The following is a 13,457-nucleotide window of genomic DNA, read 5'->3' as shown; positions in this document are numbered from 1 at the left end:
GTCCAACCTCGCTGCGGGGCTGGGCATCGGCTACACCTTCGCCGGGTTCATCAACCCGCAGGGTGCAGCCCCGGCGCTGCGCCATTACCGCGAAAACTTCCAGCCGCAGGGTTTCGGTCTGGAGTCGCCACGCTCAATCCTCGCGGTCAACGTCACCGTGGGGGAGACCGGTGACGAGGGCCGACACTTGGTGGGTTCCGCCAAGGGCTACTACGCACGTCTCCGCCGGGCCGGTCGCGAGGCCGGATCGGTGATGGTCCCCACGCCGGACGAGGCCGCCGTCGAGATGAGTCAGGCGGAGCGCGACGAGCCTGTGTCCATCACGGGTGGCAGGTGGCCCAGGTTCGTAGCGGGCGGCCCGGAAGAGGTACGCGCCACGCTCGAGCAGATGCTCGCAGAAAGTCAGGCCGATGAACTCATGATCCAGGACCTCATTGCTGATCCCGCTGTTCGGCGACGTTCGCGCGAAATGCTCGCTGTGGCATTCGGCTTGACTGCCGCGGAGTAGCAATGTCCTACCGGCTGGCGTGATTGCTGAGCATCCGGGCCCAGGCCGGCGACAGCTTTGAGGGCGTGGTGGACGGAGTGGCAGCAAGAATATGTCTGGCCCAAGCCAAGCCCTCCCATGAGCCGTTCAGATCTCGTAATGGGTCCACATCCTGAGAACGTGGACTACATGTTCGTCAGGCAATACCTCGTAGACCAGTCGGTGCTGGATGTTGATCCGTCGGGAGTAGCAGCCAGCGAGGTCACCGACTAGTTTCTCGTATCGCGGGGTTGGGGCGAACGGATCTTCTGACAGAACGGCGAGGAGGATCTGCGCCTTCTTCTTCAGTCCCGATGAAGCCAGCTTCTTGGCATCCTTCTGCGCCTGGCGGGAGTAGACCAGCGTCCAGGGAGTGCTGCTCACCAGTCCAACTCGGTAGCGCCGGCCTCGATGCCCTCAGTACGGGCCTGGCGCAAAGATGCAGACATGCCGGGCACAGACTCCAAGAACAAGGTTTCCTGGATCGCCCGCCAGTCATCCTCACCGACCAGCACGGCGTTGCCCCGCTGGCCAGTGATGGTTAGCGGTTCGGATTCTTCGTTAACTTGGTCAATGAGCCGGTACAGGTTTGCCCGGGCTGAAGTTGCTGTCACTGCGGTCATGTTCCTTTACCTCCGACCACAACCGTACGGTATCCCGTACGTGAAGGCAAGGGTGTTCGGCAGGAGGAGGTCCTGTGTCAGCGAACTGACGGAGGGCCCAGGGGTGGAGCTGCCGGGAATTGAACCAGGGCACTGCGCACATGGTGTGGCACCGGGGACCTAAACGGCCTTTCGTGGCCCCCGGTGTCACACCAAACAGCCACGCACCTACCCCTTCACGGCACCGGTAATGCCGGAGACGATGTAGCGCTGGAGCACGATGAACAGCAGCACCACGGGGGCGGCGGCGATGACGGCGCCGGCAGTGAACACGCCCCAGTTTTCGCCGAACTGAACGGAGACGAACTGGTAGAGGCCGACGGCCAGGGTCCACTTCTGTGGGTCCTGCAGGACGATCTGCGCCATGAGGAAGTCGGAGAAGCTGGCCACGAAGGCGAGCATGCCGACGACCACCAGGGACGGGGTGATCAGGGGCAGGACGATGCGCCAGTACACCTGGGCATGGGAGGCACCGTCGATGACGGCGGCCTTGTCGATCTCGGTGGGCACGGTGTTGAAGAAGCCGAACATGAGGAACGTGTTCGAGCCCAACGAGCCACCGAGGTAGATGAGGATGAGGCCAGGCAGGGAGTTCAGACCGAGCCACGGGTAGACGGACTTGATGGAGAACATGAGCAGGAAGATCGCCACGAAGGCGAGCAGCTGCGGGAACATCTGCACGATGAGCAGGGCGATCAGGCCCGGCCGGCGGGCCTTGAAGCGGTAGCGGGAGAATGCGAAGGCCGCCGCAGCACCCATGAGGACCGTGCCGATGGCCGTCACCGAGGAGACGATCATCGAGTTGATGAACCACCGCATGTACGGGTGCTGCTCATCGGTGAGCAGGTTCTGGTAGTTCTCCGAGCCGATGGACTGGAAGAGCTGGTTGGATCCGGTCAGCGTGCCCTCGGAGGACAGGGACGCGGAGACCACGTAGAGGATGGGGAACAGGGCGTAGACGATGATGAGCCAGGCGACGATGTGGCGCCATCCGCCCCGCTTGAACTGCAGCCACGGAGAGCGGCGGTTGACCTCGAAGTCAGTGACTTGTGTGGACATCAGTCGATCTCCTTCAGGGAGTTGGAGCGGACGAGCGTGATGGCGGAGACGATCGCGACCATGATGAAGATCATGAGCGAGATGGCGGAGGCGACGCCGTACTGGTTCTCACCCGAGGCGAAGGCGATCTTGTAGACGAAGCTGATGAGGATGTCCGTCGCGCCGACACCGGTGGGGGAGTCGAGGTCACGGGGGCCACCGCCGGTGAGCAGGTAGATCACGTTGAAGTTGTTGAAGTTCATCGCGAAGCTGGCCACCAGCAGCGGGCCGACGGCGACCATCAGAAGGGGCAACGTGATCTTGCGGAAGGTGGTCCACGCCCCGGCGCCGTCGATCTTGGCGGCCTTGTACACGTCGTCCGGGATGGACTGCAGCGCGCCGGTGGTCACCAGGAACATGTAGGGGAAGCCCAGCCACAGGTTGACCATCACCGCCGAGAACCGCGCCAGCCAGGGATCTCCGAGCCAGTTGATGTCGGCGCCGCCGAAGAGGATCTGGTTGAAGAAGCCGAAGTCGGTGTTGAGCAGACCGGCCCAGATGAGGATCGACAGGAAGGCGGGGAAAGCGTACGGCATGATGACCAGCGCGCGGTAGAAGCCGCGGAACTTCATGTTCGGGTCGTTGAACAGCAGCGCCATGAGCAGCCCGGCGAAGAACGTCAGCGCCACCGAGAGGAACGCGAAGACGAAGGTCCAGGCGGTGACCTTCATGAACGGGCCGGCGTAGGTGGAGTCGGCGAAGACCTGCGTGAAGTTGGACAGGCCGACGTTGACGCGCCAGCCGGGGAGCAGCTCCTCGCCCGCCTCCGACTGGAAACTGCCCGTGTCGTTGGGGGTGTAGACGGTGCCGTCGGCGGCGATCATGGCGTCGCGGCCTTCGTCGTAACGCATCGTGGAGACGTAGGTGGTGGCGGTGCGCGCGTCGTTGGTGCGCACGACGTCGCCCTCACCCGGGGAGAGGACGCGGACGTCGAGGACCTCCTGCTGGCGGGCCATGGCGTCCTCCACAGAGAGGACCTCGAAGCCCTCGACGGCGGTGATCGTGTCACCGTCGACGGTGGCCTCGACCTCGCTGAGCTCCTCGCCGGCTGGGGCGGCGAGGACGCGGGCGTCGTCAAGCACGGCGAGACCGAGACCGTCGTCGCCGCTGATCACCGCGACGGGACGCGTGGCCGCGCCGGGTACGGGCTCGTCGTACTTGAGCTCGATGGCGGTGATGGCGTCGGCCTTGGTGGAGTTGTGGCCGTCGCCGTAGTTGGTGAACGCGATGCCCGCGGTATAGATGACCACGAACACCTGGAAGATGAGCAGCATGACGGCTGCCGGGTAGAGGTACTTCCAGGGCAGGGTGCGGCGGTCGTTCCAGAAGTAGATGACGTTCGCGCCGATGAGGCCGAGCACGAGGAAGGCGAGCATGCCCCACTGCCCGGCGAGCCAGGAGGCGGCGATGCCGTAGAAGCCGAAGGCGTTGATCGCTGCCATGAGCAGCAGTTTGATGGCCAGGCCGACGCCTGCTTGTCGACGCCGCGGGGCCGGCGCCTCCTCCGCTGCGGGGCGGGTGTCGAGTGCGGTGGTCACGATTCAATCGCCCTCTCGATGTTGGTGATCATGTTGTCCCACAGCTGCTCCGGGTTCCCGGCACCGGTGACGATGCCGTTTTGCGTGGTGCCCCAGAAATTCCACACCGCACCCATCTGCGGAATGGACGGCATGGGGGCGCCGTCCTCCTGGGCGATGCGGGCGTACTCGGCCAGCACGGGATCGCCCATGCCGGCAAGTGCCTCGGTGTTGGCGGGGGGACGTTGGTTGTTGGCGAACAGCTCGAGCTGGACATCGGGCTGCGACAGGTAGTTGAGCGCCAGGTCCCGCGCCGCGAGCGGCGAGGAGGAGTTGGCGTTGATCATGAAGGAGGACACACCGACGAAGGGGATCGCGGGTTGCCCGCCGGCAGACGGCACGGAGAGGACCTCGATGTCCATTTCTGCGGCCTGGATGTCGGGCAAGTTCCAGGGCCCGGCGATGAAATAGGGGGTCTCGCCGTCGATGAACGCCTGCTTGGAGATGTCCGGGGTCATGGTGACGATGAGGTCGCGGTTGGCACCCATTTCGGCGAGGTAGTTCGCGAAGGCGCGACCCTCCTCGCCACCCATGCCGAGTTCCGCGGTGTAGGCCCCGTCGGCGTCGCGCTGGAAGACCTCGGCGCCGAAGGAGGACTGGATGGGGTAGAGGTGGTACGGGTCGCCGGAGGCCTCGGACTGGCTGGTGGTGAAGGGATACCTGGCCGTGCCCTCGTCCATGAGACGGTGGCCCTCGGCGAGGAGATCGTCGAAGGTTTCCGGGGTGTAGTCGGTCATCGCGTTGTTACGCAGCAGGGCGACGTTCTCGATGATGAACGGCACGCCGTAGTAGCGGCCGTCGTAAGTGACGGCCTGCAGGGCGATGTCGACGAAGTTCTCCTCCGGGTCGATGAGGTCGACCGGAGAGACCGCACCGTTGTTGACCACCTGGCCCAGCACATCGTGCGGGGCGACGATGATGTCCGGGCCCTCGCCGGTAGGCACCTGGGTGAGGAAGTCCGAGAGCATCTGGCCGTTGTAGTTGCGCTGGATGACGCGGATGGTCACGCCCGTGTCCTCGCGGAAGCGTTCGGCGACCTTCTCCAGGCCGGGGACCTCGTACTGGCTGGCCCAGATGGTCAGGGGGCGGGGTCCGCCCAGCAGGGCACCGGAGCTGGCGGCCTGGCCACCACCGGAACCGCAGGCGGACAGCGCCCCTCCGGCGACGAGCAGCCCGGCCGCGCCGAGGAATCCGCGGCGGGAGATTCGCGGGCCGGTCACGGGACAACCACCTCATCCGTGCGCAGTGCGTCACCGGTCTCGCCGTCGAAGAGGTAGAGGGACTCAGGCGTGAACCACAGGTCCATGGTGTCGCCGGTGGCCACGCGGGTGGCGTTGGTCAGCCGCGCCACCAGTTCCCCGCCGAGCTCGTCGACACCGGCCTCGCGGGCTGCTTCGCGGGCGGCCTCGGTGGGCTCCTCCTTCTCCGAAGGGGAGAAGTAGACGAAGCGATCGGCGCCGGTGGATTCGACGAGGCTGAGTGTCGCGGAGATGGTCATCCCCTGCTCGCGCTTTTCCGGGGCGACGAGGTAGGCGTCGTCGAAGGCCTCCGGGCGCAGGCCCAGGATGACGGATCCGGAGGTGGCGCGGGAGGCGGCGTCGATAAGCACCTCGGGGAGGCGGATCTCACCGAAACCGGTGGAGACGACCGCGCCGCGCAGGCGGCCGGGCATGAAGTTCATTGACGGCGAGCCGATGAAGCTGGCCACGAAGAGGTTGTTGGGGGAGGCGTAGAGCTCGTCCGGGGAGCCGGCCTGCTGGATGACACCCTTGCGCATGACGACGACGCGGTCGCCGAGGGTCATGGCCTCGGTCTGGTCGTGGGTGACGTAGACGGTGGTCACGCCGAGGTCCTTCTGCAGGCGGGCGATTTCCGCGCGCATCTGGACACGGAGTTTCGCGTCGAGGTTGGACAGGGGCTCGTCCATGAGGAAGACCTTCGGGCGGCGCACGATGGCGCGGCCCATGGCCACGCGCTGGCGCTGGCCGCCCGAGAGCTGGGCGGGTTTGCGGTCGAGGTACTCGTCGAGACCGAGGGAGGCGGAGACCTCCGCGACCTTGTCCTGGATCTCGGACTTCGGCATGCGGGAGAGCTTGAGCGGGAACTCGATGTTCTCGCGGACCGTCATGTGCGGGTAGAGGGCGTAGGACTGGAAGACCATCGCGATGTCGCGGTCGCGGGCGGAGAGATCGTTGACGACCTGGTCGTCGAAACGCAGCTGACCACCGGTGATGTCTTCCAGACCGGCGATCATGTTGAGCAGGGTGGACTTGCCGCAGCCGGACGGCCCGACGAGGATGACGAACTCACCGTCAGCAATGTCGAGGTTGGCGTCGGTGATGGCGTGGTAGCCGTTGGGGTACAGCTTGTCCACGTGGTCCAGGGTGATGGTGGCCATTCGATGTTCCTTCTGTGGGGGAAGTGCGAACCAATGACTCGAGTGTAACTGTGAGGCCTGACCATCTACAGCGTTTGATGTGATCTGTGTCGTGTTGTTTGACGGGCGGCCTTCGCTTGGTTATGTTGGGGACACGTCAACAACAACCTGAAGGGGTAACCATGTCGTTCATTTCCACCGCCATCCTCCGCGGCGTCACCGGCGCCTTCATCGCCAACTCCGGCGTGGGCAAGATCGGTATGCCCGCCGAATACTCCGCAGGTGTCCAGCAGGCCGCGGCCTCCGGCATTCCGGCGCTGGCCAAGCTGCCCTCCGACAAGTTCGGCACCTGGCTCGGCTACGCGGAGACCGGCATCGGCGCCTCCCTGCTCGCCCCGTTCGTGCCGAACAAGCTGGCCGGCGCAGCTCTCACCGCCTTCTCCGGCGGCCTGCTCTCCATGTACTTCCGCAACCCGGAGAACACCGAGTCCGACGGCATCCGTCCGTCCCAGGAGGGCATCGGCCTGGCCAAGGACGTCTTCATGCTGGCCATCGGCCTGGCCCTGATGGCCCAGAACAAGAAGTAGTCAGCCGGGCGGGCGCACCTGCAGGATCCGGTCGAGCCGGAACATGCGGTCCTCACCCCGCAGGTGGCAGTAGCCGCGCAGCAGGGTCCTGTTCACCAGGGAGGGGTTGGTGACGGTCCGCTGCGTCTCGACGCCCGCCTCGTTGCGGTAGTCAATATCGACACCGGTTCCCAGGGTCACGGCCTCGGCGAGGATGTGGGCCTCGGCGGGTGTGAAGTACTCGCCGAGTTCCAGGGTGGTGCGGGCGACCTCGATCCGGCTCTGGAGCGACAACGTCGGCCCCTCCTGGACGACGTCGATGCCGAGGGAGCGGAACAGGGGAGTGGCGTCGCGCCTGGTGACCAGGAGTCCACCGCCGATGACCTGGGGTTCGTACTCGGCCAGCAGGGGATCGGACGCCGCGCGCGAACCGGCGAACTGCGAGGCCTCGAAAACGTAGAGGTAGGAACGGCCCAGGGCCCGCACCGGTGACTCCGCCCGCACGATCGGGGTGCGGATCTCGAACTCGGGATAGAGGTAGAGCTCACTCGCCGACAGCGCCTGCATGTCATGGATCCATTGGGCAGGAAGGGCTGCGCCCAGCGCGACGGCGAACTCGGTGGCCGGGGGCCTGTCGGGATCGGTTGACAGGGCCTGTTTCACCGGTTCCAGCTTGGGGGCGTCGCTCTCCCAGCCGAGCAGGCGGCTGAGGGCCGATTCTCCCGCTCCGAGGCCCACCCGTGAGGTGAAAGCCCTGTCCCACAGTCCCGCCACCTCGCGACCGGCTGCCGCCAGCAGGAAGGCCGGATCGAGGGGCTCCGGCTGTGCGGCCACGGCGTCGCAGAAACGGGGGGAACGCACCAGGAAATCGGCGGCGGAGGCGATCAGTGAGTCCGCCGGATAATTCTGCGGCCGGCTACGGCGTAGACGGTGGGCGAGCAGGGTCAACGCGGCGGCAGTGCGGGACAGTCCCTCGCCGATGTCCACCGTCCAGTCGGTGACGTCGAAGACCGGGTGATCGGGGAGGCCCTCGTCGGACAGCGCGAGGAGCTCGCGGCTGGGCACGCGAAAGGTCTCGCCATCCGACTCAATCCTTCCGGCCACCATCAGGTCATGGAGCTGCCAGGCGAGTTTGTCGCGGTCGGCGGGAACCGGCCATCCGCAGGGGTCGAGGACACGGAGGTTCGCGGCGGCGTCGTCAAGGGTGAAGGATTCCCCGAGGTGGGGGAGGGCGAACATGAGGTGCTCGGCGGGGGTCATCGCGGGGGTTGTGGCGGGGGTCATGGCTGCAGACTAGGGCACTCCCCGGACATTGCCCGGGGATGTTGTTCGAATCGCCAGGTCAGGACTTCGAACGCCGCCCGGGCCGGAGAAAGGGTGTGTTCTGGAACACGACGGGCAGTTAAGGTGAGCCAAAGCAAAGTCCCGTGACCTCGCTTTTTGGGTCAGGAACATTCATGGACACGATCGCAATGAGAGCCCGGATCAAAGATAGGCTTGCCTCACTTAGGGTAGCCTTGTATGGTTCTCGCTCAGGGTGCCCTAACCTGACCAGGACGCTGGTTTCACCTACCGCTGAACTAAAGGACCTAACAGACATCATGGCTCGCTTCCGCCACTCCCTGATCGCCGCTGTCACCGCCTCCGCGCTGCTGCTGAGCGCCTGCTCCGACACCGAGGGAGACACGACCGCCAACGAGACGACCGCCACCGCCGCGGCCGAGTCCGGCACCCTCACCGTGGAGGACAACCACGGCACCCAGGAGATCACCCTCCCCGTCGGGAAGATCGCCGCCACCGACAACCGGTCCTTCGAGATCCTCGACGCCTGGGGCGTCGAGCTCGTCGCCGCACCGAAGCAGCTGGTCCCGTTCTCCGTCGAGAACTACAAGAACGACGACGACATCATCGACCTGGGCACCCACCGCGAGCCGAACCTCGAGGCCCTGGCTGCCGCACAGCCCGACCTCATCGTCAACGGCCAGCGCTTCGCCCAGCACTACGACGCCATCACGAAGCTGACCCCGGGCGCCGCTATTGTCGAGTTCGAGCCACGCGAGGGGGAGGCCCTCGACGCTGAGCTGCGCCGCCAGACCGAGGAGCTGGGCAAGATCTTCGGCAAGGAGTCTGAGGCCGAGAAGATCATCGCCGACTTCGATGAGGCCCTGGAGCGCGCCAAGGCCGCCTACGACCCGGAGCAGAAGGTCATGGCCGTCAACGTCTCCGGCGGCACCATCGGCTACATCGCCCCCACGGTCGGCCGCACCTACGGACCGATCTTCGACATGATCGGCCTGACCCCGGCACTCGAGGTCGACAACGCCTCTGATGACCACCAGGGTGACGACATCTCCGTCGAGGCCATCGCCTCCGCCAACCCGGACTGGATCCTCGTGCTCGACCGCGACGGTGCCACCGACACCCGCAACACCGACGAGTACATCGCCGCTTCCCAGGTCATCGAGGGTTCTGACCCGTTGAAGAACGTCGTCGCCATCCAGGAGGGCCAGGTCGTCTACGCCCCGGAGGACACCTACACCAACGAGTCGATCATCACCTACACCGAGATTCTCAACGGTCTGGCTGATGCCTTCGAGGGCAAGAACTAACACCTCGAGTTAGGGCAGGGTAAGGTAACCGACCAATGACTACGACAGTGGCAGCGCGCCGGGACGCGCGGACGAGGAAGAAGCTCTTCGACTGGAAGCTCATCTTCGGCGTCCTCATCATCCTCGGCCTGCTCGCCGCGTCGTTGTCGGTCGGTGAATACGACATCCTCACCACCGATGACGGGTGGGAGATGTTCGCCGCCACCCGCATCCCGCGCACCATCGCCCTGGTGCTGGCAGGTGCTGCCATGGCCATGTCCGGCCTGGTCATGCAGCTGCTCACCCAGAACCGCTTCGTGGAGCCGACCACCACGGGAACCACCGAGTGGGCCGGTCTCGGTCTGCTCGCGGTCACATACTTCATCCCGGCGGCCACCATCATGGACCGCATGCTCGGCGCCGTCGTCTTCGCCTTCATCGGCACGATGGTCTTCTTCCTCTTCCTGCGCCGGGTCTCGCTGCGCTCCAGCCTCATCGTCCCGATCATCGGCATCATGCTCGGCGCGGTGGTCAGCTCGATCTCCACCTTCTTCGCCCTGCAGACCGACATGCTGCAGAGCCTCGGCGTGTGGTTCGCCGGTTCCTTCACCGACATTCTCCGGGGTCAGTACGAGGTCCTGTGGGTCGTCGTCCTCGTCGTCCTGGCGATCTTCTTCTTCGCCGACCGTCTCACCGTGGCCGGTATGGGCGAGGAGGTGGCCACCAACGTCGGCCTCAACTACAACCGCATGGTGCTCATCGGCACCGGCCTCATCGCCGTGGCCACCGGAGTGGTCACCGTCGTCGTCGGCGCCCTGCCCTTCCTGGGCCTGATCGTCCCCAACATCGTCTCGATGTTCCGCGGTGATGACCTGCGCTCCAACCTGCCGTGGGTGGGCCTGCTCGGAATCGGCATCGTCACCGTGTGTGACCTCATCGGCCGCACGATCATCTCTCCCTTCGAGATCCCGGTGTCCGTGATCCTCGGCATCATCGGTGCCATCGTCTTCGTCACCCTGATCGTGAGGCAGCGTCGTGGATAAGAACCGTTACGTCGACAACATGGTCGACGAGTCCACCGCGGACGGCGTCGAGAACTACCTGCACGAGGATGACCCGGACGCCCGCCGTTTCGAGCGCGCGGAGGAATCCTGGCCGCCGGTGCAGTCCAAGCCGCAGTCCGAACGCCACGCCGGCGCCTTCCAGGACACGAAGGCCGCCCGGAAGTACTGGATCTTCCTCGGCGCCACCCTCACCGCCGGTCTGCTCTTCGCCTTCGGCCTGCTGGCCTGGAACAACCCCATGCCCTTCGGCACGGAGACGTTCTGGCTCATCGCCGAGCGGCGCGCCGATGCCGTCATCGCGATGGCGATTGTCGCCGTCTGCCAAGCCGTGGCCACCGTCGCCTTCCAGACAGTGACCAACAACCGGATCATCACGCCGTCGATCATGGGCTTCGAATCCCTGTACACGGCGATCCACACATCCACGATCTACTTCTTCGGCGCCGCCGGCCTCATCGCCGCGCGCACACTGGAGACCTTCCTCGTGCAGCTCGCGCTGATGATCGGGCTGTCGATCGTTTTGTACTCCTGGCTGCTCACCGGCCGCCACTCCAACATGCACGCCATGCTGCTGGTCGGCATCGTCATCGGTGGTGGACTGGGCTCGGTGTCCACGTTCATGCAGCGCATGCTCACCCCGAGCGAGTTCGACGTGCTCACGGCCCGCCTGTTCGGTTCCGTCAACAACGCGGATCCGGCGTACTACCCGATCGCCATCCCCCTGGTCCTGGTGGCCACCGCGCTGTTGTACTTCAACTCCCGACGACTCAACGTCATCGCCCTCGGCCGGGACACCGCCACCAACCTGGGCCTGAACTACAAGGTCCTGGCGATCTCCACGCTCGTGCTCATCTCTGTGCTCATGGCGGTGTCCACCGCTCTGGTCGGGCCGATGACCTTCCTCGGTTTCCTGGTGGCGACCCTTGCCTACCAGTTCGCCGACACCTACGATCACCGTTATCTCTTCCCCATGGCCGCGGCGATCGGATTCGTCGTGCTCACCGGCGCGTACTTCATCATGAACCACGTCTTCTACGCGCAGGGTGTCGTCTCCATCATCATCGAGCTCGTCGGTGGTTCCGTGTTCCTGTTCGTCATCCTCCGAAAGGGTCGACTGTGATTACCCTCAGCAACGTCCGCAAGGAATACAACAGCGATGTCGCCATCGGGCCGGTGAACCTGGAGATCCCCTCCGGGGGCATCACCGCCCTGGTCGGTCCGAACGGTGCCGGCAAGTCGACGCTGCTGACCATGATCGGTCGTCTGCTGGGCATGGACTCGGGTGACATCAAGGTCGCGCAGTACGACATCACCACGACCAAGTCGAAGGATCTGGCGAAGATCCTGTCCATCCTGCGCCAGGAGAACCACTTCATCACCAAGCTGACGGTCCGTCAGCTCGTCGGTTTCGGCCGTTTCCCCTACTCCCACGGTCGTCTGACCCGGGAGGACGAGGAGATCATCTCCCGCTACATCGACTTCCTCCACCTCACCGAACTTGAGGACCGTTACCTCGACCAGCTCTCCGGTGGCCAGCGCCAGCGCGCCTATGTGGCGATGGTCCTGTGCCAGGAGACCGACTACGTGCTTCTCGATGAGCCCCTCAACAACCTCGACATCGCCCACTCCGTGGAGATGATGAAGCACCTGAAGTCCGCGGCGCAGGAGTTCGGTCGCACGATCATCGTGGTCCTCCACGACATCAACTTCGCGGCCCGTTACTCCGACTACATCTGCGCGGTCAAGGCCGGCAAGATCGTCGAGTTCGGCTCCCCCGAAGAAGTCATGCGCGATGAGATCCTCACCGACATCTTCAACACTCCCGTCCAGGTCATCGACGGCCCGCACGGGCTGATCGCCGTCTACCACTAGATGATCGCCTGGCTCTTCCTGGCGGTCCTGGCAGGACTGCTTATCGACGCCCCCGAGCTCCGGGTCCTCGTGACCCCGGTCCTCGGGGCGTTGCTTTTCGTCACCTTCCTGTCCATTCCCCTCCGTCGCCTGCGTATCGACGCCCGCTTCCTCACCGTCCTCCTGCTGCTCAACTTCGTGGTCGTTCCGCTGGTTGTCGGCGCGGTCACCTGGCCGTTGCGGGAGACCGGGGTGGTGTACGCGGCAGTGCTGCTGGTCCTTCTCGCCCCGTGCATCGACTACGTCATCGCCTTCAGCGGGCTGGCCGGCGGGGCCCGCGAGCACCTGCTGGCCGCCACCCCGCTGCTTCTCGTGGGGCAGATGGTCCTGCTCCCCGTCTACCTCGGGATCTTCCTGGGGTCCTCGGAGGCTTTGCAGCCCGGCCCGTTTCTCGAAGCCTTCATACTGCTCATCGTGCTGCCGTTGTGCTTGGCCGCCGTGGTGCAGCGCACCCGACGTGCCGCGCGCTGGGAGCAGTACGGCGAGCGGGCCATGACCCCTTTGATGATGGCGACGCTGTTTCTGGTCATGGCGGGATTCGCGCGCGACGCACTGGAGGAGTGGCGGCTGCTGCTGGCCCCGGCCGCCGTGTTCATCGCTTTCGCCTTCATCATGGCGGTGGCGGGATGGGTCCTTGCGGGCATCTTCGGCCTTGCCACGCCGGCGCGTATTTCCGCCACCTTCAGCGGCGTCACCCGAAACTCCCTCGTAGTGCTGCCCTTCGCGCTGGCCATGCCGGGTTCGCTTGCACCGGTCGTGGTGGTGGGGCAGACCATGGTCGAGCTGGTTGTCATGGTTGCGATGGTCTGGATCGTGCCTCGTGCTACGCGAAAAAGCGCGCGATGACCTGGCGATTTGCCTTTGTGTCAGCAAAGTTCGTATAGTTTCCATCGTTGCCAAGAACGGTTACCGCGAGGTAGCCGGAACGGAAACAGAAAAAGAACTTCACAGCCCGGATTTGACAGTGTCAGTCCGATAGCGTAAGTTCAATAAAGCCGCTTGAGAGCCGGATCCCACAAGGTGAGACGGGGAAGAGTGTGCGGTTGTTGTGTGAGAACTCAATAGTGTGCCAATGTACTTTTGTTTGT

Annotated in this window: 13 protein-coding genes and 1 pseudogene; 7 read left to right on the top strand and 7 right to left on the bottom strand. The window is 64.9% G+C overall.

The annotated features are described in order from the left end of the window. Positions 1 to 508, top strand: a pseudogene (locus tag Q4F73_RS08330) (LLM class flavin-dependent oxidoreductase); the annotation flags it as partial. A gap of 126 nt (positions 509 to 634) precedes the next feature. Here Q4F73_RS08330 and Q4F73_RS08325 read toward each other — a convergent pair. The 6 genes from Q4F73_RS08325 to Q4F73_RS08300 all read right to left on the bottom strand — a co-directional run bounded on the left by Q4F73_RS08325 (position 635) and on the right by Q4F73_RS08300 (position 6,261). Further along, positions 635 to 910 carry a Txe/YoeB family addiction module toxin gene (locus tag Q4F73_RS08325; RefSeq protein ID WP_303358889.1) on the bottom strand — a complete coding sequence of 92 codons (276 nt, stop codon included), beginning with the start codon at positions 908 to 910 and terminating at the stop codon, positions 635 to 637. Continuing rightward, entirely contained in the window at positions 907 to 1,149 is a 243-nt protein-coding gene (locus tag Q4F73_RS08320; protein ID WP_303358888.1) for a type II toxin-antitoxin system Phd/YefM family antitoxin, read from the bottom strand. Before Q4F73_RS08320 ends, Q4F73_RS08325 begins: the two co-directional genes overlap by 4 nt. A 207-nt stretch (positions 1,150 to 1,356) precedes the next feature. Then, positions 1,357 to 2,247, bottom strand: coding sequence for a sugar ABC transporter permease (locus Q4F73_RS08315; RefSeq protein ID WP_303358887.1), 891 nt, complete (start codon positions 2,245 to 2,247; stop codon positions 1,357 to 1,359). Further along, on the bottom strand, positions 2,247 to 3,824 hold the full coding sequence (locus tag Q4F73_RS08310; RefSeq protein ID WP_303358886.1) for an ABC transporter permease subunit: 1,578 nt from the start codon (positions 3,822 to 3,824) through the stop codon (positions 2,247 to 2,249). Before Q4F73_RS08310 ends, Q4F73_RS08315 begins: the two co-directional genes overlap by 1 nt. Then, positions 3,821 to 5,083 (bottom strand): extracellular solute-binding protein, encoded by a 1,263-nt coding sequence (locus Q4F73_RS08305; RefSeq protein ID WP_303358885.1) that lies wholly within the window; start codon positions 5,081 to 5,083, stop codon positions 3,821 to 3,823. Before Q4F73_RS08305 ends, Q4F73_RS08310 begins: the two co-directional genes overlap by 4 nt. Then, the gene (locus Q4F73_RS08300; RefSeq protein ID WP_303358884.1) at positions 5,080 to 6,261 is read right to left on the bottom strand and encodes an ABC transporter ATP-binding protein; all 1,182 of its coding nucleotides are present in this window, start codon (positions 6,259 to 6,261) and stop codon (positions 5,080 to 5,082) included. Before Q4F73_RS08300 ends, Q4F73_RS08305 begins: the two co-directional genes overlap by 4 nt. A gap of 161 nt (positions 6,262 to 6,422) precedes the next feature. On the opposite strand from Q4F73_RS08300, the gene Q4F73_RS08295 reads away from it, so the two are divergent. Further along, positions 6,423 to 6,827: a hypothetical protein gene (locus tag Q4F73_RS08295; RefSeq protein WP_303358883.1), complete on the top strand. Its 405-nt coding sequence runs from the start codon at positions 6,423 to 6,425 to the stop codon at positions 6,825 to 6,827. On the opposite strand, the gene Q4F73_RS08290 is transcribed toward Q4F73_RS08295, so the two are convergent. Next, positions 6,828 to 8,090: a WYL domain-containing protein gene (locus tag Q4F73_RS08290; protein ID WP_303358882.1), complete on the bottom strand. Its 1,263-nt coding sequence runs from the start codon at positions 8,088 to 8,090 to the stop codon at positions 6,828 to 6,830. It lies immediately after the preceding gene. 317 nt (positions 8,091 to 8,407) lie between these two features. Here Q4F73_RS08290 and Q4F73_RS08285 point away from each other — a divergent pair, with 317 nt between their 5' ends. Genes Q4F73_RS08285 through Q4F73_RS08265 form a run of 5 tightly spaced genes read left to right on the top strand, consistent with a single transcriptional unit; the run spans position 8,408 to position 13,215 of the window. Continuing rightward, the gene (locus Q4F73_RS08285; RefSeq protein ID WP_303358881.1) at positions 8,408 to 9,415 is read left to right on the top strand and encodes a siderophore ABC transporter substrate-binding protein; all 1,008 of its coding nucleotides are present in this window, start codon (positions 8,408 to 8,410) and stop codon (positions 9,413 to 9,415) included. 35 nt (positions 9,416 to 9,450) lie between these two features. Beyond that, the gene (locus Q4F73_RS08280) at positions 9,451 to 10,437 is read left to right on the top strand and encodes an ABC transporter permease (RefSeq protein ID WP_303358880.1); all 987 of its coding nucleotides are present in this window, start codon (positions 9,451 to 9,453) and stop codon (positions 10,435 to 10,437) included. Next, the gene (locus tag Q4F73_RS08275; RefSeq protein ID WP_303358879.1) at positions 10,430 to 11,578 is read left to right on the top strand and encodes an iron chelate uptake ABC transporter family permease subunit; all 1,149 of its coding nucleotides are present in this window, start codon (positions 10,430 to 10,432) and stop codon (positions 11,576 to 11,578) included. Before Q4F73_RS08280 ends, Q4F73_RS08275 begins: the two co-directional genes overlap by 8 nt. Beyond that, positions 11,575 to 12,330 (top strand): ABC transporter ATP-binding protein, encoded by a 756-nt coding sequence (locus Q4F73_RS08270; protein WP_303358878.1) that lies wholly within the window; start codon positions 11,575 to 11,577, stop codon positions 12,328 to 12,330. The genes Q4F73_RS08275 and Q4F73_RS08270 overlap by 4 nt, the downstream gene beginning before the upstream one ends. Beyond that, positions 12,331 to 13,215, top strand: coding sequence for an arsenic resistance protein (locus Q4F73_RS08265; protein WP_303358877.1), 885 nt, complete (start codon positions 12,331 to 12,333; stop codon positions 13,213 to 13,215). It begins immediately after the preceding gene. The last annotated feature ends 242 nt before the right edge of the window (positions 13,216 to 13,457 follow it).

The organism is Corynebacterium sp., assembly GCF_030535495.1.
Classification (GTDB): domain Bacteria; phylum Actinomycetota; class Actinomycetes; order Mycobacteriales; family Mycobacteriaceae; genus Corynebacterium.
This window is presented reverse-complemented; position numbering and strand designations above follow the sequence as displayed.